At 35.7% G+C, this 25,573-nt stretch carries 23 protein-coding genes, 2 pseudogenes and 3 other annotated features; of the genes and pseudogenes, 15 read left to right on the top strand and 10 right to left on the bottom strand.

The window, feature by feature from the left end; translation table 11 throughout:
* Positions 1–3 precede the first annotated feature (3 nt).
* From NSQ08_RS13195 to NSQ08_RS13185, 3 genes are all read right to left on the bottom strand, one after another.
* Entirely contained in the window at positions 4–366 is a 363-nt protein-coding gene (locus NSQ08_RS13195) for a cupin domain-containing protein (RefSeq protein ID WP_000909986.1), read from the bottom strand.
* 176 nt (positions 367–542) lie between these two features.
* A complete protein-coding gene (gene lsrK, locus NSQ08_RS13190) occupies positions 543–2,105 on the bottom strand; it encodes an autoinducer-2 kinase (protein ID WP_340775567.1) in 1,563 nt (520 codons plus the stop codon).
* Complete coding sequence (locus NSQ08_RS13185; protein ID WP_002165567.1) at positions 2,105–3,037, bottom strand: sugar-binding transcriptional regulator; 933 nt, start codon at positions 3,035–3,037, stop codon at positions 2,105–2,107. Before NSQ08_RS13185 ends, lsrK begins: the two co-directional genes overlap by 1 nt.
* Before the next feature lie 238 nt (positions 3,038–3,275).
* On the opposite strand from NSQ08_RS13185, the pseudogene NSQ08_RS13180 reads away from it, so the two are divergent.
* Positions 3,276–3,728: pseudogene (locus NSQ08_RS13180) on the top strand (substrate-binding domain-containing protein); the annotation flags it as partial.
* A 63-nt stretch (positions 3,729–3,791) separates the two neighbouring features.
* Here NSQ08_RS13180 and NSQ08_RS13175 read toward each other — a convergent pair.
* Positions 3,792–5,297, bottom strand: a complete 1,506-nt coding sequence (locus NSQ08_RS13175) for a malate:quinone oxidoreductase (protein WP_274378591.1) — start codon at positions 5,295–5,297, stop codon at positions 3,792–3,794.
* Between the two features lie 421 nt (positions 5,298–5,718).
* On the opposite strand from NSQ08_RS13175, the gene NSQ08_RS13170 reads away from it, so the two are divergent.
* Both NSQ08_RS13170 and NSQ08_RS13165 read left to right on the top strand, forming a co-directional pair.
* Entirely contained in the window at positions 5,719–6,765 is a 1,047-nt protein-coding gene (locus NSQ08_RS13170; RefSeq protein WP_340775561.1) for a DUF2332 domain-containing protein, read from the top strand.
* Positions 6,766–6,876: 111 nt separating this feature from the next.
* Positions 6,877–7,413, top strand: a complete 537-nt coding sequence (locus NSQ08_RS13165; RefSeq protein WP_016120406.1) for a DinB family protein — start codon at positions 6,877–6,879, stop codon at positions 7,411–7,413.
* A gap of 263 nt (positions 7,414–7,676) precedes the next feature.
* On the opposite strand, the gene tnpB is transcribed toward NSQ08_RS13165, so the two are convergent.
* Both tnpB and NSQ08_RS13155 read right to left on the bottom strand, forming a co-directional pair.
* Complete coding sequence (tnpB, locus tag NSQ08_RS13160; protein ID WP_002127887.1) at positions 7,677–7,805, bottom strand: IS66 family insertion sequence element accessory protein TnpB; 129 nt, start codon at positions 7,803–7,805, stop codon at positions 7,677–7,679.
* Entirely contained in the window at positions 7,786–8,268 is a 483-nt protein-coding gene (locus tag NSQ08_RS13155; RefSeq protein WP_087996014.1) for a hypothetical protein, read from the bottom strand. Before NSQ08_RS13155 ends, tnpB begins: the two co-directional genes overlap by 20 nt.
* A 130-nt stretch (positions 8,269–8,398) precedes the next feature.
* Here NSQ08_RS13155 and NSQ08_RS13150 point away from each other — a divergent pair.
* Positions 8,399–8,538: pseudogene (locus tag NSQ08_RS13150) on the top strand (sigma-70 family RNA polymerase sigma factor); the annotation flags it as partial.
* Positions 8,539–8,628: 90 nt separating this feature from the next.
* On the top strand, positions 8,629–9,174 hold the full coding sequence (locus tag NSQ08_RS13145) for an NADPH-dependent FMN reductase (RefSeq protein ID WP_002189990.1): 546 nt from the start codon (positions 8,629–8,631) through the stop codon (positions 9,172–9,174).
* 100 nt (positions 9,175–9,274) lie between these two features.
* Here the strand turns inward: NSQ08_RS13145 and NSQ08_RS13140 are convergent, their stop codons facing one another.
* Both NSQ08_RS13140 and NSQ08_RS13135 read right to left on the bottom strand, forming a co-directional pair.
* Positions 9,275–9,760: a GNAT family N-acetyltransferase gene (locus NSQ08_RS13140; protein ID WP_340775545.1), complete on the bottom strand. Its 486-nt coding sequence runs from the start codon at positions 9,758–9,760 to the stop codon at positions 9,275–9,277.
* A gap of 52 nt (positions 9,761–9,812) precedes the next feature.
* Complete coding sequence (locus tag NSQ08_RS13135; RefSeq protein ID WP_033709223.1) at positions 9,813–10,193, bottom strand: VOC family protein; 381 nt, start codon at positions 10,191–10,193, stop codon at positions 9,813–9,815.
* A 260-nt stretch (positions 10,194–10,453) separates the two neighbouring features.
* Here NSQ08_RS13135 and NSQ08_RS13130 point away from each other — a divergent pair, with 260 nt between their 5' ends.
* From NSQ08_RS13130 to NSQ08_RS13120, 3 genes are all read left to right on the top strand, one after another.
* Positions 10,454–10,945, top strand: coding sequence for a nitroreductase (locus NSQ08_RS13130; protein WP_340775542.1), 492 nt, complete (start codon positions 10,454–10,456; stop codon positions 10,943–10,945).
* Between the two features lie 216 nt (positions 10,946–11,161).
* Positions 11,162–12,646: a cell wall-binding protein EntB gene (entB, locus tag NSQ08_RS13125; protein WP_340775539.1), complete on the top strand. Its 1,485-nt coding sequence runs from the start codon at positions 11,162–11,164 to the stop codon at positions 12,644–12,646.
* Positions 12,647–13,148: 502 nt separating this feature from the next.
* Positions 13,149–13,823 carry a hypothetical protein gene (locus NSQ08_RS13120; protein ID WP_340775536.1) on the top strand — a complete coding sequence of 225 codons (675 nt, stop codon included), beginning with the start codon at positions 13,149–13,151 and terminating at the stop codon, positions 13,821–13,823.
* A 29-nt stretch (positions 13,824–13,852) separates the two neighbouring features.
* Here the strand turns inward: NSQ08_RS13120 and NSQ08_RS13115 are convergent, their stop codons facing one another.
* A complete protein-coding gene (locus NSQ08_RS13115) occupies positions 13,853–14,356 on the bottom strand; it encodes a kinase (protein ID WP_016101180.1) in 504 nt (167 codons plus the stop codon).
* A gap of 220 nt (positions 14,357–14,576) precedes the next feature.
* Between NSQ08_RS13115 and NSQ08_RS13110 the strand changes: the two genes are divergently transcribed.
* Complete coding sequence (locus NSQ08_RS13110; protein WP_215589799.1) at positions 14,577–15,116, top strand: GNAT family N-acetyltransferase; 540 nt, start codon at positions 14,577–14,579, stop codon at positions 15,114–15,116.
* A gap of 42 nt (positions 15,117–15,158) precedes the next feature.
* Positions 15,159–15,683 carry a cysteine hydrolase family protein gene (locus NSQ08_RS13105; RefSeq protein WP_215589798.1) on the top strand — a complete coding sequence of 175 codons (525 nt, stop codon included), beginning with the start codon at positions 15,159–15,161 and terminating at the stop codon, positions 15,681–15,683.
* Between the two features lie 204 nt (positions 15,684–15,887).
* Here the strand turns inward: NSQ08_RS13105 and NSQ08_RS13100 are convergent, their stop codons facing one another.
* Positions 15,888–16,325 (bottom strand): YndM family protein, encoded by a 438-nt coding sequence (locus NSQ08_RS13100; RefSeq protein WP_002032800.1) that lies wholly within the window; start codon positions 16,323–16,325, stop codon positions 15,888–15,890.
* Positions 16,326–16,475: 150 nt separating this feature from the next.
* On the opposite strand from NSQ08_RS13100, the gene NSQ08_RS13095 reads away from it, so the two are divergent.
* The 5 genes from NSQ08_RS13095 (at position 16,476) to tyrA (ending at position 25,562) form a co-directional block, all read left to right on the top strand.
* Positions 16,476–19,988, top strand: coding sequence for a DUF4020 domain-containing protein (locus NSQ08_RS13095; protein WP_340775521.1), 3,513 nt, complete (start codon positions 16,476–16,478; stop codon positions 19,986–19,988).
* A gap of 108 nt (positions 19,989–20,096) precedes the next feature.
* Positions 20,097–20,333, top strand: a binding site (T-box leader).
* A gap of 54 nt (positions 20,334–20,387) precedes the next feature.
* Positions 20,388–20,624 (top strand) — a binding site (T-box leader).
* A 194-nt stretch (positions 20,625–20,818) separates the two neighbouring features.
* Complete coding sequence (locus NSQ08_RS13090; RefSeq protein WP_002013433.1) at positions 20,819–21,895, top strand: bifunctional 3-deoxy-7-phosphoheptulonate synthase/chorismate mutase; 1,077 nt, start codon at positions 20,819–20,821, stop codon at positions 21,893–21,895.
* 9 nt (positions 21,896–21,904) lie between these two features.
* Positions 21,905–22,124, top strand: a binding site (T-box leader).
* A gap of 53 nt (positions 22,125–22,177) precedes the next feature.
* Positions 22,178–23,350 carry a chorismate synthase gene (gene aroC, locus NSQ08_RS13085; protein WP_002013434.1) on the top strand — a complete coding sequence of 391 codons (1,173 nt, stop codon included), beginning with the start codon at positions 22,178–22,180 and terminating at the stop codon, positions 23,348–23,350.
* 18 nt (positions 23,351–23,368) lie between these two features.
* On the top strand, positions 23,369–24,469 hold the full coding sequence (gene hisC, locus NSQ08_RS13080) for a histidinol-phosphate transaminase (protein ID WP_340775508.1): 1,101 nt from the start codon (positions 23,369–23,371) through the stop codon (positions 24,467–24,469).
* On the top strand, positions 24,462–25,562 hold the full coding sequence (tyrA, locus tag NSQ08_RS13075; RefSeq protein WP_033716373.1) for a prephenate dehydrogenase: 1,101 nt from the start codon (positions 24,462–24,464) through the stop codon (positions 25,560–25,562). The genes hisC and tyrA overlap by 8 nt, the downstream gene beginning before the upstream one ends.
* Positions 25,563–25,573: the final 11 nt, after the last annotated feature.

Genomic DNA, 25,573 nt, shown 5'->3' with positions numbered 1-25,573 from the left:
GAATCACTCCTTCGTTAATGTTGGATTTTCAGTTTGTACAGTATCTTTATTTGGTAAATGTGGTGACTTTATAAAAACAGCTTTAAAAGGCTTATCAGAATGGTTAATAAGATAATGGGATTCATGAGGTCGAACTTGCAAGACATCCCCTTGTTTGATCGGAACTCTCTCGTTATTCACATAGAAATCTATTTCGCCTTCTAACGCATAGAAGACTTCTTCGCACGTTGTATGATAGTGATTTTGAAACTCTTGCCCAGGCTGAATCACGACTAGGCCAAGATCGATATTTGGACCTTGTATTAAATATTTAGGCCCGTTATCACCGAAGCGATAGGAGAAATCATTTTCATTCGCTTTTAACATACATTTCACTCCTTTATCCCGCGTTAACGGGCAGTAAAACTCCCATCTCAAAATTTGGCTGGAGCAAAGAAGTTAGGGGGAGGTCAACTGCCCGTAAACGCCCGATTGGTTCAACTAATAATCAGTGGGTGAGGAACAAAACCCCCACTGATTAAAGTTTCACTTTATGTAATGTGTTACAGAGCACCGGGTGCAATCCACATATGTGAGGTGAGCCCTTTATCGGCTAAAGCGAGCTGACTGTTATACACAGTTTTCCATGTTTCATAGAATTCCTTATATAGTTCATGATTTTCAGTGACTGGCTCAAATGTTTTTTCCCACTGTACAAACTGTTCGGCAGTCGCTGCCATAGATGAATATATGCCAGCACCAACCCCAGCGGCAATTGCCGTACCTAAAGCTGCCGCTTCTTTTACAACTGGTACTTTCACTTGGATTCCAAGAACGTCTGAAAGAATTTGCGGCCAAAGTTTTCCTTTAGCAGCGCCGCCTGCAAAAATCACTTCAGAAGGGAATTTACCTGTGAGAGCCTCTATTAATTTCAAGTTTCCGAGTGTAACAAAGGCGGCATTTTCTTCAATTGCACGGAACATTTCTTTTTTACCGCATTTTTCAGCATCTAAACTTAAATTTAAAAAGGATGGTGCAGCATGTCGCCAAGAAATATAATTCATTACATTTGAAAAAGTGGGGATTATGCCATGTGAGCCGACAGGTACGTCTTTCGCTTGTTCTTCTAACAATTCATATGCATCTACACCGAGTTTTTCAGCGAGTTTCTTTTCTTCTTGGCAAAAAGCATCTCGAAACCAGCGCATAACGAGGCCTGGGAAAAAGGCGATCGTTTCATATTGCCAAAGTTTAGGAACGACATGGCAATTTACGCGAATCGCAGCATGCGGATCCGTTATTGGTTCAGTAATGTTAACTTCTTGCTGCCAAAAGCTACCCCCGCATATTAATGTTTGATTTTGCTTAACAACTCCAGTTCCGAGTGATGCCATTTGTGCATCTCCGCCGCCAGCAACGACAGGAGTTCCTTCATGTAATCCTGTTAATTCAGCACTTCGTTTTGTGATATTCCCAATAGTTGTACCAGCTTCATTTACTTTTGGAGAAAAGGCTAGAGTAAGACCGCATTGCTCAGCAACCCAGTTATCCCAAGCTCTATTTTGTAAATCGAATATACCGGACGTACATCCGTTTGAAGGATCAATTTGTAGTACGCCGCACAATTTATATAAAATCCAATCGTTTAACATCGTGAAAGAATGAATGCTCCTGTACACGTCTGGTTCATGTTTTTTAATCCAAAGTAAGCGAGGTAAAGCACCTAATGAAAAAGTTTGACCGGATTTTTTATATAAATCCTTTTCAATTTCGGAACGAATTTGTTTTAGTTCACTAACTTCCGCTGACGCGCGGCCATCAACATTTGCACAAGCCCATATTTCCTGCCCGTTTTTATCGTATAAAACAAAGCCTTCACGCATACTCGTTGCACTAATACCTTTAATAGAAGAGGAGGACGTATTACTTTTTTGAAGAACCTCTTTCGTACATTGTTGAACGAGCTGCCAGTTTTCAGTTACATCAAAATTCATAGAACCAGGGTAACGACTATCTGATTTATGAATCCATTCTTTTTGACTAACAGCAAGTTGATTACCGTTTAAATCAAAAAGAACTGCTCGAATGCTCCCTGTACCAGCGTCGTAAGCTAATAGAGTAGACATTAAGAGTCACCTTCCTTTCTTAATAAGGAGAGGGCAGTTTCTTCATCGGTAATTAATGTATGAATGAACTTTCCTTTTAAGGCGCCGTAAATTGCAGCTATCTTTTCCGTACCGCCAGCTACACCAACGACATGTTTCATATTTTGAAGAACAGAGAGTGGTGTGCCGATAAGACGGTTATGATGGGGAAGTTCTAATTGTTTTCCGTCAGTATTATAAAATTGCCCTAAAATATCTCCAGCCCCGTGTTGACTACGTATATAAGTCATTTCACGTAGTGTTAATTTTTCTTCTTTCACAATTGTGGCGTCTTGAGATAAGCTGCCAATGCCAACTACTGCTGTATGAGCGAGTGAAGCGACGTGAAGCATATCTTTCACGCTCGGTTCAGATAGAATAATTTGTGTCATTTCGTTTGTAGATGTTAGAAAAGGGGTAGGAATAATATGAAGATCGCCTTGCATGTAGTTTAAATAGCTTTGATTTCTTGGAATATAGTGATTTACGCCTCCTGTAAGAGTAACGATTGAAAGACTCATAGAGCTATCAAAATGAATGTTTTCTAGCATTTTACTTATCGTCTCTCCCCAGCCAATCCCAAGTAAATCACCTTGTTGCAACTGAGTTTCTAAATATTGTGCGGCAGCTTTTCCGAGTGAAAATGCATAATCCTCAGTTGGAGTTGGAATAACGAAAGCATCTTTTAGATGGAATTTTTTCATAAGATCACGTTCGATGCTTAAACAGTGCAAACCAGTACCTTTTACGTGAAATGTGACGACACCTTCCGTCCGTGCTTTATCTAACAACCGAACGACTTTATTTCTTGAAATGTGAAGAAGTGAAGCAATTTCTTGCTGGGTTAATTGATCTTTATAATAGTACCAAGCTACTTTTGTTAACAAATTGTCTTCAAAGTTCAGCTGTGACATGCTCTTCATCCCTTTCAACAATTGACCACTGCTTAAACATATGTGCTCGTTATTTTGTTTATTCCAGTTGAGGCGATAAAGTGAAACTTTAATCAGTGGGGGTTTTATTCATCCCCACTGATTATTAGCCCTCACCAATCGGGCGTTTACGGGGAGTTGATCTCCCACCTAACTTCTTTGCTCCAGCCGAATTTTGAGGTGGGAGTCTTATTGCCCGTTAATGCGGGATAAATAGTCTGGTGAAAATAATACGCAAAAATCTTTATCAGTAGGAGAGGTTATTTTAAAAAGGTATCCAGATATTAACGCAGTAATATGTCCAGATGCAACGGGACTTCCAGTGATGGCGCAAGCAGCTGAGAATTTGAAAATGGATAAGAAAGTAGTCGTAACGGGATTTTCGACACCGAACGTTATGCGTGATTATGTAAAACGAGGAACAGTACAACAATTTGGATTATGGGATGTAAAACAACAAGGTGCCCTCGCAACGTATGTTGCAAATGAAATTGTTGTAAAAGGGAAGAAGTTAAAAGTCGGGGATAGCTTTGAAGTAAAAGGAATCGGAAAAGTGAAAGTAGAGCCGAACTCTATTCAAGGGTATGACTATGAGGCAGAAGGAAATGGTATTATCGTATTACCTGAACGAGTTGTATTTACGAAGGATAATATTGATAAGTATAATTTCTAGTAGAAAATAAAAACGTCCGAATATATCGGACGTTTTTATTATGTCGTTTTTTTAATCTATTCATTAATTGTGAACAGCTTCTTTTTCATTTAACCCAAGTGTGCGTCCTGTTGAAGCGTGAAGCTCTTGGAACAGTCTTGGATTTTCCGTAAGTGACACGCCGTAAGAAGGGACCATTTCTTTTATCTTTGGCTCCCATTCTAGTATACGTTCTGGGAAGCATTTTTCTAATACTTCAAGCATAACGTGGACAGCAGTAGAAGCACCTGGAGAAGCGCCAAGTAACGCAGCGATTGATCCGTCATTTGCACTAACAACTTCTGTACCAAATTGAAGTGTTCCTTTCCCACCTGCATCAGTATCTTTAATTACTTGCACACGTTGTCCAGCCACGACAGTATCCCAATCTTCACTTTTAGCGTTCGGAATAAACTCACGTAATTCTTCCATACGCTTTTCGTGTGATAACATAACTTGTTGGATTAAGTATTTTGTTAATCCCATTTCTTTTACACCGGCTGCTAACATCGTTAAGACGTTATTCGGTTTTACAGAACCAATTAAATCAAGGTTTGAGCCAGTTTTTAAGAATTTAGGTGAGAAGCCTGCAAATGGTCCAAACAGTAAAGCTTTTTTGTTGTCTATATATCTTGTATCAAGGTGAGGTACAGACATTGGTGGAGCACCAACTTTAGCTTTTCCGTATACTTTTGCATGATGCTGCTCTACAATTTTTTGGTTTTTACATACCATAAATAGTCCACTTACTGGGAATCCTCCAATATGTTTTGACTCAGGAATACCAGTCTTCTGAAGTAGAGGTAGGCTACCGCCACCGCCGCCGATAAAGACGAATTTTGCAGTATGGTGTTCGATTTTACCACTATTCATATCATGTACTTTTACTTCCCACAAACCGTTCTTCGCACGTTTAATATTTTCGACACTATGTTTGTAGTTAAGCTCCACATTTTTAGTTTTTAAGTAATCAAATAACATACGTGTTAGCGCACCAAAGTTAACATCTGTTCCAGAATCAATTTTTGTTGCAGCCATAGGTTCATTAGAATTACGACCTTCCATAATGAGTGGAAGCCATTTTTTTAATGTGTCAGGTGCATCAGCAAATTCCATTCCTTGGAATAGAGCATTTTTTGAAAGCGCTTCAAAACGTTTTTTTAGAAACTCTACATTTTTTTCCCCTTGTACCAAACTCATATGAGGTAGTGGCATAATAAAATCTTGTGGATTACGAATTAAATTTCTTTTTACAAGATACGCCCAGAATTGTCTTGAAAGTTGAAATTGTTCGTTAACTTTTACAGCTTTACCAATATCTATAGATCCATCGGATTTTTCGGATGTATAGTTAAGCTCACATAGCGCAGAATGTCCTGTACCGGCATTATTCCATTCGTTAGAACTTTCTTCTCCGGCATTTGCGAGTTTTTCAAATACTTTAATTTCCCATTCAGGTGCCAATTCTTTCAGTAATGATCCTAACGTTGCGCTCATAATTCCTGCGCCAATTAAGATAACGTCTGTTTTTTGCTGCATGTTGCTCATGATAATCTCTCCATCCCCTATATTGGCAAAAAAGAGTAGGTGTTTTTTATTTCTAAGCCGTAAAAAGAAAACACCGCCTAGGCCCCACCTAGGAATCTATCTTTTTTGTCTCAATTATATAACCATCTCATACTCTATTATAATAATTAATAGAGTAAAATATCTAGTGTTATCTGATAATTTTAAACTATTTAACGTTTTATTTCTTAGAATTCTTCTGCCATAAGGGTAAACTGCATAGTAGTAAAGCTAGATTTGGAGAAGAATTCCAGTTTGATGTTATCCCAAAAAAGCTTATAAATACTTAAATTCTTTATCTTTGAGAACTAGTAAAATTCTATTTTGAAACATTTAATGTGAAAAAATAGTATAAATAACATTTAAACGATAAGATTATTCAGAAAATTAAACAGGAGGGATACCATTGCTTACACGTGAACAAATTGCAAACTTATTTCGGAATTTTTCTGCGAATGAATGTAAAGGATCGAGTGTTTTATACGAATACTTATCAATAAAAATTTCTGAAGATGAGGAAGTTCTTACGTTAGCTTCCTACGCACAACCTGGTCAACCAGTCCCAAACTTATTATTAGGTGCAGTCCATTATTTATTGTTAAAAGGAAAAGAGCACAGTTTAAAAAACTATTATCAAAGTTTAGTTGAAAATGCTGATATAAATTTTGAAAATGCCTTTTACCAATTTAAAGATTTTTGCCATGTATATCGAGAAGAAGTTATCTCTTTATTACAAACGAAACTTGTTCAAACGAATGAAGTAAGACGATGTGCCTATTTATATCCAAGTTTCTGTTACATATTTAATAAAGTGAACAAACCATTGGCGTTAATAGAAATTGGTACAAGTGCGGGATTACAACTATTTTGGGATCAATATCGTTATTCATATGGAACGGAAGAAGTGTATGGAAATACACAATCGAATGTTCATTTAACCTCTGAAATAAGAGGGGAGAATATGCCGAATCTGCTAAAACAAAGTCCACCTGTCGTAGAAAGAATCGGACTAGATTTACATGTGAATAATTTAAATGATGAAGAAGATTATTTATGGTTACGCGCGCTTATTTGGCCAGAACATAAAGAAAGACTTGAACTATTCGATCAAGCAGCAACGCTTGTAAAAGAAAAATCAGTACAATTAATTGAAGGGGACGGTGTAGCACTTCTTCCAGCCATTGCGAATCAAATAAGGGAAGATGCTGTAATCTGCATTTTCCATACACACGTCGCAAATCAAATACCTGAAAATGTAAAACATACGCTAGAAAAACAAATTAAAGAAATTGGTGCAAAACGTGATGTATTCCACCTATATAACAACATGTGGGACCGGGACCTTCATATTGATTATTATATTAACGGAAACGAATATTGTGAAATGGTTGGGGAAACGGAAGGGCATGGGAGATGGTTTAGTTGGGGGCTTGGGGATAAGCCGCTTTGTTAATGTAATCCTATAGGATGGGGACATTTTGTTTTAAAATTAATTTTTTTTGATTAATATGATAATAATTTATGATAACTTGTATATAAGGATAAAATAAAAAGGATGATAAGCATGCAAAAGAGACCAGAGGCAAATGAATATAACCCGTATTATTCAACGTACATAAACTTAATACCAGATGGAGATATCATACATATTCTAGAGCAACAAATGAAGGAAACGAATCTTTTATTGAAGGATATTTCTGATAGTGAGGGACATTTTAGATATGCTCCTAATAAATGGAGTATAAAAGAAGTAATCGGTCATATTGCGGATACTGAACGTATCATGGCGTATCGATTGCTTTCAATAGCAAGAGGCGAGACAGCAGAACTTCCTGGATATAACGATGATATGTATGTTCTTAGAGCAGCTTTTGATAAGCAATCTATGCAAGATCTTCTTGAGAATTTAACAGTTGTTCGCCAATCTACTATGCATTTGCTTAAAAGTTTAGATAAAGAAGCTTGGTTACAAAGGGGAATTGCGAACAATTCTGAAGTCACGGTTCTTGCATTAGCAAACATTATTGCTGGTCATGAGCTTCATCATCGTCAACTTATAAAAGAACGTTATTTGGGTTCTAATGCATATCCAGCATGTTAAAATATGAAAATAAAAAGAGAATGATTCATAGGGAATTTCTGAATTATTCTCTTTTTATTTTTCTGCGTATCAGTGGAATTATAAATGTTTTTTTACAAGGTCTATTCCTTCTCGTTGATGCTAATAGGGGGCACTATACATGCCCATCAAGTTAAGAGTGGGTATTGGGGTTTGTGTAGCAATGAAACCAAATCACGCAATAAGCATTAGCGAACATTAGAAATAGTAAAAATGCCACTTTTTCCTGTTAAAACGGGGTGATTTTAAATTTCAAATTCTTCTTTTACAACAGTCGCTAGTCCATCAATTGATTTACGTAAATCTGTTTCCCCTTGTGCAAGATATACTTTTTCTATTGTGATTTCTGACGGCTTATTTATTAGTAAATTCATCGGGAGTCCAAGTAGCGATTTCATTCCCAGGTGCAGCAACTACAAGCCAATCATCAAATTGGACCCCAGCTTGCCAGCATTCATAATAGTCATGAAAACCATTTACAAACATGATTTGCCCATTTTCAAATGTAATAATTAAATGCGGAGTTGCCTTACCTAGTTGTATGTCTGTAACTTTTTTTCTTCTCATTTCAAATATTATCTTATATTCTTCTTCCTCAGTATAATCGTCAAATTCACCCTCATTAGATGGATATTTTTCAGGTGGAGTATGAAATAAACACCATTTCGATTCGATGTTGACATATAATTGCCCGTCATAATCAACGGTGGCTTCAAAATCTGTAAAATGAATCTTTATAGTTGCTGGAGAAATACCAAATTGCAATCCATCAACTTGTGCTCCTATGAAGAGATGTTTTAATACATTTTCAGCATAAAGTTTGTCTTCTTTGTTCATTATACGAATCATCCTTTCTGTAAAATATATAGTATATCTTTATTATAATAAATAAATTTTTATGTAAAATGAACCTTTTGTGAGAAACCGGCGAATATAGTGCGAAAGATCATGAGAGGGTAACGTAATTTTGGATGAAGTAGAATTAAAAGAATGGCTGTATAAAATGGAGTCTGAAGACCAAGAAGCCTTTCGAGTTATTTATAAATTAACAAGTAAAGATATTTATAGACAGTAGTATTTTTATTAGGGAATCAAAAGCAAGATGTCAAAATTGATGAATGTACAGCTTGTTAAATAGTTCAATATTTTTGATTTTTCTCTGGCTGCATAAGTATGATGTTTGTAGGAGGGGATCATATGAGTATACACAAAAAAATCATAGCGATTTCAGGAAGTATTAGGGAAGGATCATCCAACACAAACATATTAAAAACTTTAGCAGCATTTATTCCAGAAGGTATAGATTACACTATTTATAATGGGATAGAGGAACTACCTCATTTTAATCCGGATGTAGATCGAGTTGGAGCACCGGTTGTTGTTGAAGAATTTCGAAAGACATTAAGTGAAGCACATGCACTTATTATTTGTACACCAGAGTATGCAAAAAGTATTCCAGGAGTTTTGAAGAATGCTTTAGAATGGCTTGTTTCATCAGCGGAACTTTATAAAAAGCCAGTGGCTATTATAACAGCTTCACCATCAATTGCGGGAGGGGATAAAGCCCATGAATCTTTATTACTTACACTAGGTATGCTAGATACAATTGTCGTTCAAAATGGCTCGTTATTAATCCCATCTGTGCGAACTAAATTTAGTGATGATGCAAAAGTAACAGATGAGGATACAAAGAAAGCTCTTATCTCTTTAGTTCAAAGTGTAGTAGACGAGATAAAGAAATAGTGATTTAGTTCGTATTAAGGTGAAAATGGGACTTTTATAATAAAAAAAGATAAAGGCAATGCTACGGTTAGTTCAAATGTAGCATTGCCTTTTTATATAGTTAAATATATGTACTTAAAATTTCCCCAGGTAATCCATCAATCTCACAAACTACATCTGATGTAAAACCAACGTTTATTAATATTTTTCGAGAGGAGATATTATTTGGATCGATAATTGCCTTTAGTACGTTTACATCTGTCTGCTTCGCTATTTCAATTAATTCTCTTGCAATATAACTACCATATCTTTTTCCCCAGTGCTCTGGCAAAATCATATACCCAATTTCAGCTTCTTTTACATTATCTTCATTCACTGTTACATGTCCAAGGCCGATAAATTCATTTGTTGCACTGTCATAAACTTTATAAGACCCAAACAGTTTATGCTTTTCATTGCGCCTTAACAATTTTTCATAGTCGTTTTGTGCCTCTTCTAGCGGAATAGCACGCTCTGTAATTTGTGCCATCACTCTTTCATTTGATACGAGCTGGAAATATGGACTAAAATCTGTTGCTTCAAATTTTTTGAAATGCAGTTTATGCATAGGGTTCCTCCAAACGAATTTTTATTAGTTCTTCAGAAAAGATAAACGATAGTTAAATAGTGATCTCTATTTGATTGCCTTCCGGATCACTAATTACACTTTCGTAATAGCCATCTCCAGTGAAACGTGGTCCATTTAATAAAGGAGAACCAGCTTCTTTTAACGTTTTTGTTAGTTCATTTACACGTTCTTCACTTTCAACTGAGAATGCCATATGTGCATAACCAGTAATATTAAGGTTAGGCTCATTTTCTATACCTTTTTTACGCATAAGTTCAAGCCTTGCTCCAGATTCGAACGTAATAAAATAAGATTCAAATTGCTTTGCTTCGTTATGATATAAAGAGTTTGCTTTACCGTTAAAGTACTTTGTATAGAAAGTACGCATTAATTCTAAATCATTTACCCAAATTGCTATATGTTCGATTTTCATTCGTTTCACCAATCCATTCTTTATGTAAATTAAAAAATATGTACTCTGTAATAATTAGCGAAATTCAACAACACTAATTAGATGTTCACTTTATTAAATTTGCATGCATATTGCAAGAAATAAGAATGGACGTTAGGAAAAAGCGGATTGTAATGAAAATTTTTATTAATGGTATTAGATAATTTTTAAGTCATAACATGCATACAATGTCTAATTAAGTGAATTACGTACGTCAAAATTTCAAATAAGGAGGGACATTTGTGGGGCAATTTGAACAAATGGTGATTGTCGGTATTTCCATGTCTTTTATACTGTCTATTATGATATTAGGGTCTGCATATTATAATCCTCGCCTTTGGTTAAATGATTATCCGACAGATATTCAAAAAGTAGTATTGCCAAAATCGATAAATGAAAAAAAACAAACATTTTATTTCGGAATTATTTACAATATTATTCTCTTCGGAACGCCTTTAGTTTCTACATATATACTACATCACCATGGGAAATTATTGTATATTGAAGCCTATTTACATACTTTTGGGATTGTAATGATTTTCAATTTAGTAGATTTATTAATAATCGATTGGCTTATATTTTGCTGGATTACTCCAAGATTTGCTGTTATTCCTAGTACTGAGGGAATGAAAGGATATAAAGACTATAAGTTTCACTTAAGAGGTGCAATAGCTGGAACGCCATTTTTAGCAATTGTAAGTTTATTTTTGGCTGGAATTGCGACAACTATCTAGTGTGAAGTAGAAGGTCATGAAGAGTTTATAGAAGATAAGTAGATTTATAATGTATAGAATTAGAAATGAAAATTTGATAATATTGGAGTAGGAAGTTTTAAAAACAGTATATTAAGTGGTATTAATATACTGTTACAAATGTTTTGATACTCTGTGGAACCCCCTAATTTTATGGAAGGATTTCATAGAATTCAAAAAAATGTAATGGAGGCTATTATGAAAAAAATAATTGGCGCAGCAACAGCAACAGTTCTTGGATTGGGGGCTTTTACCACATCTGCTATCGCAGAAACTATCGTAACAGCGGATGTACTCAACGTACGTGAAAAGCCAACTACGGAATCAAAAGTTGTCGAAAAAGTAAAAGAAGGACAAAAGTTAAAGGTCATACATACTGAAGAAGGATGGTCAAAAGTTGATTTAAATGGTAAAGAATTGTTTGTAAGTTCGGAGTATACAAAAGATATTTATCATGTAACAGCAAACCTATTAAATGTACGTACTGAAGCAAACACAGAATCAGAAATTCTTGGCAGACTGAAACAAGATGATGTAATTGAATCAACACATCAAGTAAAAGATGGATGGCTGCAATTTGAGTATAAAGGAAAAACAGCCTATGCAAATGTTTCTTTCCTATCAAGTACAGCACCAATTGAAAAGAAAGCTGAAGAGAAAACGAAGCGAGTAGCGAAAGTACAAAAAGCAGTTAAAGCAAAGGAAGAAGTAAAAACGCAGAAAGAAGTAAAAGTACAAGAAATAGCAAAAGCGAAAGAAACAACAAAAGAGCAGAAAGAAGTGAAGGTAAAAGAAATAGCAAAGCCTAAAGAAGAAGCGAAAGTAACAGAGAGAGTAAAAGTTAAGGAAGAAACGAAAGCAGAAGAAATAGTAAAGCCTAAAGAAGAAGAAAAAGTAACAGAGAGAGTAAAAGTTAAGGAAGAAACGAAAGCAGAAGAAATAGTAAAGCCTAAAGAAGAAGCAAAAGCGCAAGAAATAGCAAAGGCTAAGGAAGAAGCAAAAGCACAAGAAATAGCAAAGGCTAAGGAAGAAGCAAAAGCACAAGAAATAGCAAAGGCTAAGGAAGAAGCAAAAGCAGAAGAAATAGCAAAAGCTAAGGAAGAAGCAAAAGCGCAAGAAATAGCAAAGGCTAAGGAAGAAGCAAAAGCACAAGAAATAGCAAAAGCTAAGGAAGAAGCAAAAGCACAAGAAATAGCAAAGGCTAAGGAAGAAGCAAAAGCACGAGAAATAGAAAAAGCAAAAGAAGAAGCAAAAGCGCAGGAAATAGCAAAGGCTAAGAAAGAAGCGCAAGCACGAGAAATAGAAAAAGCGAAAGAAGAAGCGAAAGCAAAAGAAGCAACAAAGACACAAGAAGTATCTAAAAATAACACACAGTCTGCTAAACGTGAATTAACGGTAGTAGCTACAGCATATACTGCTGATCCAAGTGAAAATGGTACATATGGTGGACGCGTTTTAACTGCGATGGGTCATGATTTAACGGTAAATCCTAATATGAGAATTATCGCAGTGGATCCGAAGGTAATCCCATTAGGATCTAAAGTATGGGTAGAAGGTTATGGAGAAGCTATTGCTGGTGATACTGGTAGTGCTATTAAAGGAAATCGTATTGATGTTTTAATGGGTTCAAAAAGTAAAGCTATGAACTGGGGAAGACAAACTGTTAAAGTAAAAGTTCTATAATAATTATAGTTATCCAAATAGAAGTCAGTTCTCTTTATTGAGACTGGCTTTTATTTTTTATCTTAATGTGATTCATTGAAAAAATTTGAAGGATATGTAAAAGGGTAAAACCTTAATTTTGCTGCTGAGTACCGTGAGCAGTAAAAGTAACCCTATTGAATTATATAATCCTTATTTGTATTTCTGACAACCATATTGTTCTTCTATCACTATTAAAATACAATTAGATAAATAGGAGAAAAATATTCATAAAATAGTAATTGTTTTATTTAGTCTTATACTAGGGTTTATAACGTTCCAAATCCCTATAGTGTCAGAATGGATACAGAACTCAGTCTTCTTGTAAATTGTTATTATTTTATTATCGTATTCATACTAAAAAGATAACGGTGATAAGAATGAGAAAAATGATGATTAGCAACAATAAAAAATGTTTATGTACCGAAAGTTATTAAAAGATTAGTATCGAGGATTACCTTTATAAGCGAGAAGAGGATAGAATATGACAATGGAATTATATGGCGAACATTGGGATGGAATAAAAGGGTATAGAGTAATGGAAGGGAAAGATTCATATAATCATTATTTCGGTGGTCAAGATTGTGAATTACCATTGTGTAAGTTATGCGGTGAGAAAATGCATCAAATTTTTTGTTTTGATTTGAAAGATGAGAGACTTGCTGAACTTAAAAATGCTGAATTGATTGTATTACCATTCATCTCTTGCTTGAATTGTGCGATGGTGTGGGAGCCACAATATTTTCAATTAAGTAATGGGGGCAAAACGGTACAAATAATAAAACAAGACAATATGGAAGAGTGGATTATGGAAGCTGAGTATAAGCTACCGGTCAATCTTCCAAAAACTAATGTAAAGCTAACGAATATGAAAAATAAAGATATACCTACAGATGAAGATAGTTATTGGGAAGCTTTTGACTTATTCGGATCGGAATATGTATGTAGATTGGTAGGAGCGCCCCTATACGATGATGTTCCAGAAGATTTAGGATGTCCAACTTGTTCGAAAGAGATGAAATATGTGGCTACAATTACACAAGATCTTGAAGAACGGGAACTTATTTCAGTAGTTGATTTCCAGTTTGGGGAAATGAATATATACTATTATGTATGTAAAGATTGTTCCGTTATGAAAACTGAAATTCAAGGAACATAAAAGAATAAGACTGACATAAAAAGTCAGTCTTATTTTTGATGTGTCACATCATTAAGAATCGCATGAAAGATGTCTTTTTGAATGAAATCATCTGTAAAAATAGTTTCTTTATCAACTTCAATTGTATCGTGAGGGTTATACCATTTACTTAATAAATCCTCACCAAACTCATGTCGTTTTTCTCTTGTATTATGTCGTCTAATGGTTTCCTCTAGTGATAAATCGAAGTAATATGTATGTGCGTCGTCGTCAAAATAATGTATTAATTCTTTTAACATATCTCCATATCTACCGCTGTTTAGAATACCTTCTAAAATAACAAATTCACATTTTCCTTTTCCGTACTTCGTAATTTCAAATAGTAAATCATGAGATAAGTTACCCATTGTGTCGTGCACTTTTAACATATCTCTACGCACGACATCTTGAGAGACTAGTAGTGTCCCTTGGCCAAAATGCTCTTGCAGTTCTTTTGCGATTGTTGTTTTGCCACTTGCGGAGTTTCCTCGAAGAATAATTAATGTTGATTTCAAATTCTCATCTCCAAATTGTTTTAGTTTTTTAGGTCCTGTTACAAAAGAACTTCATTATGGGAAACATTCTTTTAGTTAGTTAAATAATAGTTTATGATACTCAGTATAGGTTGAACAGAATAATTTCTTATTGTGGGATTATGCAAGTAAAGCTGTTTGAAAAATTTACTATCCGCATATAGAAAAGTTATTATAAGAGTAACTAATAAGGAGGTGACCTATGTTATTCCAAAAGGGACAATTATTAGTTAGATACGTAATAAAAAACGATGCACCTATCATTTCAAAATGGTTAACAGATCCAGAAGTCCTGCAGTATTACGAAGGACGAGATAATCCGCAATCTGTAGAAAAGGTGCTTGATCATTTTATACATCATCCAAACGGTCATGAAAAAAGATGTTTAATAGAATTTGATGCCGTTCCAATCGGTTACATTCAAATGTATCCAGTTGATTCTGAATGGAAAGCGTTATATGGATATGAAGAATCGCAGAATGTATGGGGAATGGACCAATTTATCGGTGAACCAATCTTTTGGGGAAAAGGAATTGGAACGAAACTTGTTCAAGCAGCAATTACATACATTATGGAAAACTTAGGAGCAGAAGCGATAGCGATGGATCCTAGAGTAAATAATGAACGTGCGATAAGCTGTTATGAAAAATGCGGGTTTAAAAAGGTGAAAGTACTAGAGAAACATGAACTGCATGAAGGGAAATTAGAAGATTGTTGGATGGTAGAATATAAACAATTATAATAAATATGCAGGGGCTTATAAAAATAAAGGGAGCTGTGTGGAATGAAAAAGGCATTACTAGTTATTGATGTGCAAGCGGGTATGTATACAGCAGGAATCCCAGTACATAATGGGGAAAAGTTTTTAGAAACGTTGCAAGAGCTCATTGGGGAATGTCGTTCAAATAGTATTCCGGTTATTTATGTCCAACATAATGGACCTAAGGATCATCCATTAGAAAAAGGTACAGATGGCTGGAAAGTGCATGCGGCGATTGCACCGCGAAAAGGGGAGCTTGTCGTTGAAAAGACGACTCCAGACTCATTCCATAAGACAAACTTAAACGAAGTGTTACAAGGAAAAGGGATTGAGCATGTTATTATTTCAGGAATGCAAACAGAGTACTGTGTTGATACGACAACGCGAAGAGCGTTTAGTGAAGGGTATAAAGTAACATTAGTAAGTGATGCACATAGCACATTTGACACAGATGTATTACGCGCTGAAGATATTGTAAAACATCATAATGTTGTATTTGGATCATTTGCAGATGTTATTACGTTAAAAGATTTAAAAGTAAAAGCGTAATTACAGAAGTTGCTGTCTCTTAATGGGGCAGCTTTTTTATTTGAAGATAGGCTATCAAACGTTGTCGATAAATCGATATTTCTTGTCGAATCGTTGATATAATTTCATTCACCGTATTGATAGTACAAAAAACAAAAAGGAGCGCCACATCGTCAAAAATTCGACTGATGAGACAGCTACTTTTTTGCATCAGTAATTATGGCTTTATTTCTTCTTATCTTTATCCAACACATTCTGTTCTTCAGCAAACTCCGTGCCATATGCAAACCGGCGATTAATTCGAATGTTATCATTGCTGTGCCTTGTGTGGGAATTAGAAAAGCGATGGACGATTACTTCTGATAATGTAAAGACGATGGCAGAAAGGATACTGCCCCATGCAATTTGCATGTAGTTGTCTAATAAAATATTACCGAAAATCCAAACACTTAAATACGTAAGTAAGAAATCCGTCATAATGGCAGCGGAATTGCCAATTCGATTTAAAATAATTTTATCAACAAACATATAAGAAACGATTGTGACGAAGAGACTAAAAGAAATGATTTGGACGAGCGTTGCTGGGAAAAATAGAGCTAGTCCGATACTAAAAGCGATGATGCATGATATAAATTTGATAAGTATTACAGTAATATCACTCAATATTTACACCTCCCATTTATACATAGTTTTACAATAAATTCAGGAGTTCATACATTGGAACGGTTTAATTTATATAAAACTTTATCATGCTGGAATTTTATCTAAATATTAAAAAAACAATTAAAAAATGTTATAGTGAAATGAGAGCGTATGACATTTTTAGGTAAGGGGGAATCCGGGATGTGGATAACTTCAGAAGTAGAAATTCCAGATGAGTTAATCGATCACCTTGAACAAGGTAAGTTAGTATTATTCGTTGGAGCAGGAGTTTCTATGAAGGGGAAATCAAACTTACCGAATTTCGATGATTTAGTTGATGAAATTTCGAAAGCTTTATATGTCGAAAGGCGTGAGATGACAGAACCCCACGATTATTATCTCGGTAAAATTGCGAAAACGAAAGATGTGCATCAAGTTGCAAGAGACCTCGTTAATATAGAAAAATCAAAACCAAATCCATTACACTATGCGATTCCAAGGCTGTTTCCGTTAGATACGGATGTTCGAATTGTAACGACAAACTTTGATCAACATTTTACGTCTGTAATTACAGAAATGAATAGAGAGCTGAATATTTATTATGCACCTGCTTTACCGACAGGGAGAGCGTTTAAAGGGTTGGCTTACATACATGGGAATGTAGAACAAGAGAAAGAAGCTTTAATTTTAACGGATGGTGATTTTGGAAGGGCTTACTTAACAGAAGGATGGGCGAGACGATTTTTAGTTGATTTATTCTCAAATTACACTGTTTTATTCGTTGGGTATAGTCATAATGATCCTGTAATGAAATATTTAGCAACAGGCTTACCACCGAGTACAAGGCGTTATGCTTTCGTCGCACAAGGTGATAATACATATCATTGGGAGCATTTAGGGATAAGACCGATTGTGTATCCGAATAAAGCAAATAATCATCAGGCGCTTGTGAAAGCGGTGAAGCGGTGGGCGGAATTAATGGGGGATAATTATATTACGAAAAGAATGCGTATTCGTGATATTGTAACCGTTCCTCCATCAGTAGAGCAGGAGCAATTATCCTATATAAAACAGTCAATAAAAAAAATTGAAACCGTTCGGTACTTCGTTGAATTTGCTCGTGATTATGAATGGGTGGAATGGCTTGAAGCAGAAGGGAAACTAAGAAATTTATTTCTGCTTACAGCAAATTATGATGAAGTAGATGAATTGCTTGCGGAATGGTTAGTGGAGCAATTTCTATTTAGTCATCAAAAAGAACTATTTCAATTGATTTTTAAAAATCATTCTAAAATATCCCCGTTATGGTGGCGAACAATTTGTACTTACTTAAACGAAACGAAAGAAACGATGGACCCTTTGTTGTTTGCAAGATGGACATTGCTTTTATTAGAAACAGCAGAGAAAGATAGTAGCTCTATTGAAATGATTTCATACTTACTGCAAAAATGTTCTTTCCCAGAGCATAAAGAAATTGCTTTATTGTTACTAACGTTTATTTTAGATGGAAAACTAAAATTGAAGCGTGTAAGAAAATGGGGAAATGATACGCAAGAGTCGATTGAACTCGAGGAATCGAGTCGTATACCGATGCCTATTTTTTCTCATGTGGAGCGAATTTGGAAAGAGAAAATGAGACCACATATTACTTACTACGCAAATCCAATTATGGTTACGGGGTTAGAAAAAATACAACTATTGTCATTAAGACAAAATGCACTGAAAAAAAGAGATAGAGAAATTTCAGAGCAGGAGTTACAGCAAAATGATTTTACATTTTTAATTCAAATTGTAAAAGAGTGTCTTACATATTTATGTGAAAACAATGAGAAAAAAGCAAATCATTATATTACAGAAATGATAGAAACTGATAGTGTACTTCAAAAGCGAATTGCAATTGAAGCAATGATTAATAATGTATTCGTTACAGCGGATGACAAACTGAAGTGGCTGTTACATGTAGATGTTCTGTTAGATTTCACATGTAAACATGAAGTGTTTCAACTTTTAAAGAATTATTACGCAGATGCTTTAGAGGAAACGAAAGAAGAAGTAATTCAACATGTATTAGAGTATCTTGCAGAAGAGAGGGCGTTTGATGCTTGTCTTGTATTAGACTTACTATTCACGTGTGATTCGAATAGTAAGTGTACGGCGGAAGGATACGAGCTAATGAAACAGAAACACCCCCATTTTTCTTCAGATCTATACAGTGTTCCAAAGAAAGAGGAAAATGAACAACGTATTACATGCAATGTAACAGCTGATGGATTACTGCAGCTGAAAGACGATGAAATAATGGAGCAAGTTCGGCAATTTTCAAGAGACGGTGTTTTTGAACAACGCCATTTTTTAGAGATGTTATCAAAAGCGTGTAAATTGAATGTAGAGTGGAGTATTTCGTTTGCTTATCAACTAGTAGGCGTGCACGAAATTAGTAATGAAGTATGGTTTGTGTGTATTAGAGAGTGGCGAAATAACCGGAATTTGGCGAATGAACAAATTCAAAAAATCATTCCGTTATTGCAGAAATTTATTAGAAATACTGCTTTTCATTGGTTAATTAGTAGTTTTCTATATGAAATTAGTAATCGATTAGAAGAGTTAGATGAAAATAGTATAAGGATTGTAAAACGCTTTGCTTTTTCTGTACTTCCACAAGTTATGAGAGGGGAATCGGATTTTAAGATTGGAAAACAAGAGTTTTACAATGAATCTATTCAGCATCCTGTTGGGAAGATGACTGCTGTATTACTAAAACTGCTAGCATATGATCATTTATACGATCGCAACGTGTATGAATATTTATTTTTATTTGAGGAGCAGGTAAGGGTTACTTCGGAAAGAACGAACTTCATGTTTGCGCGTTTAACAGCAGATATTACGTTTTTATACCATATTGAGAAGCAATGGTGTCGGAAAAATGTATTACCTTACTTAGATTTAAAGAAAGAAAGTGAGCTTACGAAATATGCGTGGGCGGGATTATGTTATACGCAAATTAATCTACCTTTGTTTACAGAAATAAGGCGATATATTAAGTATGCAGTAGAACATTTAGATGCACTACATCCATATACGAGAGAAGCATTTTTAAAATGGCTTAGCTTTGTATTTATTAAATGCGTATTATATTGGGAGCAAAAAACAGATTGGTTATATCCACTTTTGATGCAAGAAAACGAAGAGAATAAAATTAAATTTATGCAGTATTTATGCTACTACGTAAAAACGTTAAGTGGTAAGGAACAACAAAAATTTTGGACAGCGTGGCTTAGTGTGTTTTTAAGAGAACGTCCGAAAATGGGCGTAATAACAACGAGAGAATATATGATGCTTTTACGTATTGTTTTATGCATGGATGAGGTTTTAGAAAAAGGATTAAATATTATTTCTAGTAAATTTCAAGGTGTGGAAGGACAATCTAATCAAGAAGAAATGAAACAGTTGTTTATAGAGATACTTGAAAAGAAAGAGCGTATGAAAGCGTATAAAGAATTGTATGCAAATGTGTTTTTCACTTTACTGCAGACGTGTCAAGAAGCCGATTTACTTGAAAGTGAGATCATACAAATAAAAGAACTATTAACCAGGTATGAAGTAGAAAGACATGTATTAAATTTAATAGAAAATGAAATAATTCGCATCGGAATCGTAACGGAGAATTTACAAGAGGAATCATAGGGCGGAAGTGGAATTTTTAAAAAATATATAAAAAGTTATTGACAGTGTTTTGAAAAGCGTTCTATAATACGAATCATACTTATTCAATTTCAAAAACATTTGAATAAACAAAGTGCAATGAAGAGATCACAGTAGTGGTTAGTCTTACTGTAACAGAGAGCTGGTGGTTGGTGTGAACCAGTACAGGGATAATCATGAATTACAGTCTTGGAGCATCTTTTTCGTAGTAAAGATACTATTGTCTTTATGAAGGAAAAGCGGTCAATTGATCGTTAACAGTGAAGAGAGGTAGACGGAAAGTTAGTCTACAACTAGGGTGGTACCGCGATAAATATCGTCCCTACTGATTTATTCAGTAGGGACTTTTTGTATTTTAGTGGTCCAACTTGAAAATAAAATAGTCACGCGTTGAAAGGAAAAGAAGTAGTTGTTGTTTCCCTGTAACAGAGAGCTGGTGGTTGGTGCGAACCAGTACAAAAACAAGAGCGAATTACAGTCCTGGAGCATCTTTTTCGTAGTAAAGATAGTTATTGTCTTTATGAAGGGAAAGACGGTCAGATGATCGTTAACAATGAAGAGAGGTAGGCGAAATAAGTCTACAACTAGGGTGGTACCGCGATAAATATCGTCCCTACTGATTCAATCAGTAGGGCTTTTTTGTACAAAAAAGTGGCTTATTAACTAGTAGTTAGTGTCTTTATGGTAATTATTAGTTTAAAATAAGAAGAGGTATCGATTCCACTTTAAATTTGTATAATTAACCAGTTCAGAAAATAGAGAATTTTTTATTCTCTTACTATACTTTTAAAACATTAGAGGAGGATTTCCAAATGGCAAATCACGAATTAGATCAATTACGTAAACAGGTAGATGAAATTAACTTACAATTATTACACTTATTAAACAAACGCGGTGAAATCGTTCAAAAAATTGGGGAACAAAAGCAAGTACAAGGTACGAAACGCTTTGATCCAGTACGTGAGCGTGAAGTACTTGATATGCTTGCAGAGCATAACGAAGGACCATTCGAAACGTCAACGATTCAACATATTTTCAAAACGATTTTCAAAGCAAGCTTAGAATTACAAGAAGATGATAACCGTAAAGCATTACTAGTTTCACGTAAAAAGAAAAAAGAAAATACAATTGTTAATGTTAAAGGTGAATTGATTGGAAACGGAACACAAACGTTCATCATGGGACCTTGTGCGGTAGAAAGTTTAGAGCAAGTTCGCCAAGTAGGGCAAGCTATGAAAGACCAAGGCTTAAAATTAATGCGCGGTGGTGCTTTCAAACCGAGAACATCTCCATACGATTTCCAAGGTTTAGGAGTAGAAGGTTTACAAATTTTACGCCAAGTAGCAGATGAGTTCGACTTAGCGATTATTAGTGAAATTTTAAATCCGAACGATGTTGAAATGGCGCTAGAATACGTTGATGTAATTCAAGTTGGAGCACGTAACATGCAAAACTTCGATTTACTACGAGCTGTAGGTAAAGTTAATAAGCCAGTATTATTAAAACGTGGTTTAGCAGCAACGATTGATGAGTTCATTAATGCAGCGGAATACATCATTGCACAAGGTAATGACCAAATTATTCTTTGTGAGCGCGGTATTCGCACATACGAGAGAGCGACACGTAACACATTAGATATTTCAGCAGTACCGATTTTAAAGAAAGAAACACATTTACCAGTTATCGTTGACGTAACACATTCAACTGGACGTAGAGATTTACTATTACCAACAGCGAAAGCAGCACTTGCTATTGGAGCAGATGCAGTAATGGCGGAAGTGCATCCAGACCCAGCAGTTGCGTTATCAGATTCTGCGCAACAAATGGATATTCCAGAATTCCATAGATTCATGGATGAGTTAAAAGGTTTCAAAAATAAATTATCTTAATTCCATATCATAAATGCGCTGAAGAGGAAACAGTAGTGCTTATCTCACTGTTAAAGAGAGCTGATGGCCGGTGTGAATCAGTACAAAGGTAAGCATGAATTACAGCCTTGGAGCATCTTTCCCGCCAACTTTTGGAGAGAAAGACGGTCAAACGATCGTTAAAGAAGAAGAGAGGTAGACGAAAGAAGTCTACAACTAGGGTGGTACCGCGATAAACATCGTCCCTACTGAGCGCTCAGTAGGGACTTTTTTGTACAAAAAAATAGTAAAGGGGCAAGAGAAATGAGATATATTACAGCTGGAGAATCACATGGGCCGCAGTTAACAGTTATTTTAGAAGGTGTACCAGCAGGTTTAACATTAACAGCGGAACATATTAATAAAGAATTATTAAGAAGACAAAAAGGGCATGGGCGCGGAAGACGCATGCAAATTGAAACAGATACAGTTGAAATTGCAAGTGGTGTACGTCACGGAATGACACTTGGTTCACCAATTACGTTAATCGTAAAAAATGATGATTTCAAACATTGGACGAAAGTAATGGGTGCTGAACCAATTTCAGAGCAAGAAAGTAAAGAAATGAAACGTACTATAACGAAACCACGTCCAGGACATGCGGATTTAAACGGGGCAATTAAATACGGCCATCGTGATATAAGAAACGTATTAGAGCGCTCTTCTGCAAGAGAAACGACAGTTCGTGTTGCTGCTGGTGCAGTTGCGAAACAAATTTTGAAAGAACTAGGTGTGGAAATCGCAGGACATGTTCTTGAAATTGGTGGGGTACAAGCGAAGCGTATTTCAAACTTACCAATTGAAGAAATTCAAACGATAACTGAAAATTCACCAGTTCGATGTTTAGATAAAGAAGTAGAACAAGAAATGATGAATGCGATTGATGATGCGAAAAGTAGCGGAGATTCTATAGGCGGTATTGTCGAAGTCATTGCAGAAGGAATGCCAATTGGAGTTGGTAGCTACGTTCATTACGACCGCAAATTAGATGCAAAACTTGCCGGTGCTATTATGAGCGTGAATGCGTTTAAAGGTGCTGAGATCGGAATTGGTTTTGAAGCGGCAAGACAGCCGGGAAGTAAAGTGCACGATGAAATTTTATGGGATGAAGAAAAAGGATACACGAGAAATACGAATAATGCCGGCGGTTTAGAAGGCGGTATGACAACAGGTATGCCAATTGTCGTAAGAGGCGTAATGAAGCCAATTCCTACATTATATAAACCGTTAGCAAGCGTAGATATTGATACGAAAGAAGCGTTCCAAGCGAGTATTGAGAGATCTGATAGCTGTGCAGTACCAGCAGCAGGTGTTGTAGCTGAAGCTGTCGTTGCATGGGAACTTGCCGGTGCACTAGTCGAGCAATTCGGAAAAGATCGCATGGAATTACTAAAACAAAATATTTCGCAACATAACAAATACGCAAAAGAATTTTAATGAAAAGGTGGATTTAACATGCGAGTAAAAGATCAACTATCATCATTACAACCGTATAAACCAGGTAAATCACCAGAGCAAATGAAAGAAGTATACGGGAATCATTCATTTGTTAAGTTAGCATCAAATGAAAATCCATTTGGCTGTTCACCTCGTGTTTTAGGAGAATTACAAAAATCGTGGCAGGAACATGCTTTATATCCTGACGGAGGTGCTGAAGTACTCCGTCAAACAATTGCAGAGAAATTACAAGTGCAAATGGAACAAGTGCTTTGTGGTAGTGGACTTGATGAAGTCATTCAAATTATAAGTCGTGCAGTGCTCTGTAAAGGAGATAATATCGTAACTGCTGGCGCGACATTCCCTCAGTACCGTCATCATGCAATTATTGAAGGCTGTGAAGTGAAAGAAATTACTTTAAAGAACGGTGTATATGATCTCGATGAAATTTCTTCAGCAGTTGATGAACATACAAAAATCGTATGGATTTGTAATCCGAACAACCCGACAGGCACATATGTGAATGAGCGAAAATTGACTCAATTCATTGAAAGCATTAGTGAAAATACGTTAATTGTCATTGATGAAGCGTACTATGAATACGTAACAGCAAAAGATTTCCCTGAGACATTACCGCTTCTAGAAAAACATAACAACATTCTTGTACTTAGAACGTTTTCTAAAGCGTACGGATTAGCTTCTTTCCGCGTTGGTTATGCGATTGGACAGGAAGAGTTAATCGAGAAATTAAATGTCGTACGTTTGCCATTTAACGTATCTTCATTAGCGCAAAAAGCAGCGACGATTGCTTTTAACGATGAAGCGTTTATTGAAGAAATAGTTCGTGTTAATACAGAAGGATTACAACAATACGAAAGTTTTTGTACAGAAAATGAAATTCCATTTTATCCGTCGCAAACGAACTTTATCTTCTTGCCGGTAGATGATGCTGGGGAAATTTATGAAGCTTGTGCGCATGCAGGGTTTATTATTCGTCCGTTCCCAAATGGTGTCCGTATTACAATCGGAATTAGGGAACAAAATGAAGGAGTGATTTCAGTGTTAAAACAACACTTTGAAAATAAAAAAGGTAAGTCTCGAGATGAGGCAAATGTGTAAAAAGGTAGTATTAATCGGTACTGGATTAATAGGAGGCTCTCTTGCATTAGCGATTAAAAAAGAGCACGATGTAACGATTATCGGTTATGACATATTTAAAGAGCAAGTAGAGCGCGCAAAAGAATTACATGTAGTTGATGAAGTAGCAGTAGATTTACAGCGTGCATGTGAGGAGGCAAATTTAATTGTATTTGCCTCTCCAGTTGAAGAAACGAAAAAGTTGTTACACAAACTTGCATCATTTCATTTACGAGAAGATGTCATTGTTACCGATGTAGGAAGTACGAAAGGGACAATCATGAATGAAGCGGAAGCTTTATTAACAAAGAAAGTTTCATTTATCGGCGGTCATCCGATGGCAGGTTCTCACAAAACAGGAGTTGAAAGTGCAAAGGCACACCTTTTTGAAAACGCATTTTACATTTTAACGCCAATGAATCACGTGCAGGCGGATCAAGTAGACGAGCTAAAAGAATGGTTAAAAGGAACAGGCTCTCATTTTCTTGTATTAAATACAAAAGAACATGATTATGTAACAGGAATAGTTAGTCATTTCCCACATTTAATTGCAGCAGGATTAGTAAAACAAGTTGAGAAACATGCTGGTGATAATCCGCTTATTCATCAACTAGCGGCAGGCGGATTTAAAGATATAACACGTATTGCATCAAGTAGTCCGAAAATGTGGAGTGATATCGTAAAGCAAAATCGCGGGCATTTATTGGAACTATTAGAAGAATGGATTTCAGAAATGGAAGAGCTATATAAGACGGTTTCTAAAGGAGATGCAGGAGAAATACAAAGTTATTTTGCAGATGCGAAAGAATATCGTGACTCTTTACCAGTTCGAAAAAGAGGGGCGATTCCTGCCTATCACGACTTATACGTCGACGTTTTAGATAAAGTAGGGGCATTAGCCCATATCACAAGCATTCTAGCAGAAGAAGAAATTAGTATTACGAACTTGCAAATATTAGAAGCGCGAGAAGGATTGCTCGGAGTTTTACGAATTAGTTTCCAAAGAGAAGAAGATCGAACGCAGGCAAAAATTGCGCTCGGAAAAGAAGAATACCAAACGTATGAAACAATTTAATGAGGAGGGTG

The sequence above is a fragment of the Bacillus sp. FSL E2-8887 genome (assembly GCF_038007205.1).
In the GTDB taxonomy this organism is placed as follows: domain Bacteria; phylum Bacillota; class Bacilli; order Bacillales; family Bacillaceae_G; genus Bacillus_A; species Bacillus_A mycoides.
Note: the sequence above shows the minus strand (reverse complement) of the source record. Positions and strands in the feature narration are given on the sequence as shown.

Coding starts and splice junctions, on each gene's coding strand:
- NSQ08_RS13195 (WP_000909986.1), bottom strand. CDS start 366: ATGTTAAAAGCGAATGAAAATGATTTCTCCTATCGCTTCGGTGATAAC.
- lsrK (WP_340775567.1), bottom strand. CDS start 2,105: ATGTCTACTCTATTAGCTTACGACGCTGGTACAGGGAGCATTCGAGCA.
- NSQ08_RS13185 (WP_002165567.1), bottom strand. CDS start 3,037: ATGTCACAGCTGAACTTTGAAGACAATTTGTTAACAAAAGTAGCTTGG.
- NSQ08_RS13165 (WP_016120406.1), top strand. CDS start 6,877: ATGCAAAAGAGACCAGAGGCAAATGAATATAACCCGTATTATTCAACG.
- tnpB (WP_002127887.1), bottom strand. CDS start 7,805: ATGAATTTACTAATAAATAAGCCGTCAGAAATCACAATAGAAAAAGTA.
- NSQ08_RS13155 (WP_087996014.1), bottom strand. CDS start 8,268: ATGAACAAAGAAGACAAACTTTATGCTGAAAATGTATTAAAACATCTC.
- NSQ08_RS13145 (WP_002189990.1), top strand. CDS start 8,629: ATGAGTATACACAAAAAAATCATAGCGATTTCAGGAAGTATTAGGGAA.
- NSQ08_RS13140 (WP_340775545.1), bottom strand. CDS start 9,760: ATGCATAAACTGCATTTCAAAAAATTTGAAGCAACAGATTTTAGTCCA.
- NSQ08_RS13135 (WP_033709223.1), bottom strand. CDS start 10,193: ATGAAAATCGAACATATAGCAATTTGGGTAAATGATTTAGAATTAATG.
- entB (WP_340775539.1), top strand. CDS start 11,162: ATGAAAAAAATAATTGGCGCAGCAACAGCAACAGTTCTTGGATTGGGG.
- NSQ08_RS13120 (WP_340775536.1), top strand. CDS start 13,149: ATGACAATGGAATTATATGGCGAACATTGGGATGGAATAAAAGGGTAT.
- NSQ08_RS13110 (WP_215589799.1), top strand. CDS start 14,577: ATGTTATTCCAAAAGGGACAATTATTAGTTAGATACGTAATAAAAAAC.
- NSQ08_RS13105 (WP_215589798.1), top strand. CDS start 15,159: ATGAAAAAGGCATTACTAGTTATTGATGTGCAAGCGGGTATGTATACA.
- NSQ08_RS13095 (WP_340775521.1), top strand. CDS start 16,476: ATGACATTTTTAGGTAAGGGGGAATCCGGGATGTGGATAACTTCAGAA.
- NSQ08_RS13090 (WP_002013433.1), top strand. CDS start 20,819: ATGGCAAATCACGAATTAGATCAATTACGTAAACAGGTAGATGAAATT.
- aroC (WP_002013434.1), top strand. CDS start 22,178: ATGAGATATATTACAGCTGGAGAATCACATGGGCCGCAGTTAACAGTT.
- hisC (WP_340775508.1), top strand. CDS start 23,369: ATGCGAGTAAAAGATCAACTATCATCATTACAACCGTATAAACCAGGT.
- tyrA (WP_033716373.1), top strand. CDS start 24,462: ATGTGTAAAAAGGTAGTATTAATCGGTACTGGATTAATAGGAGGCTCT.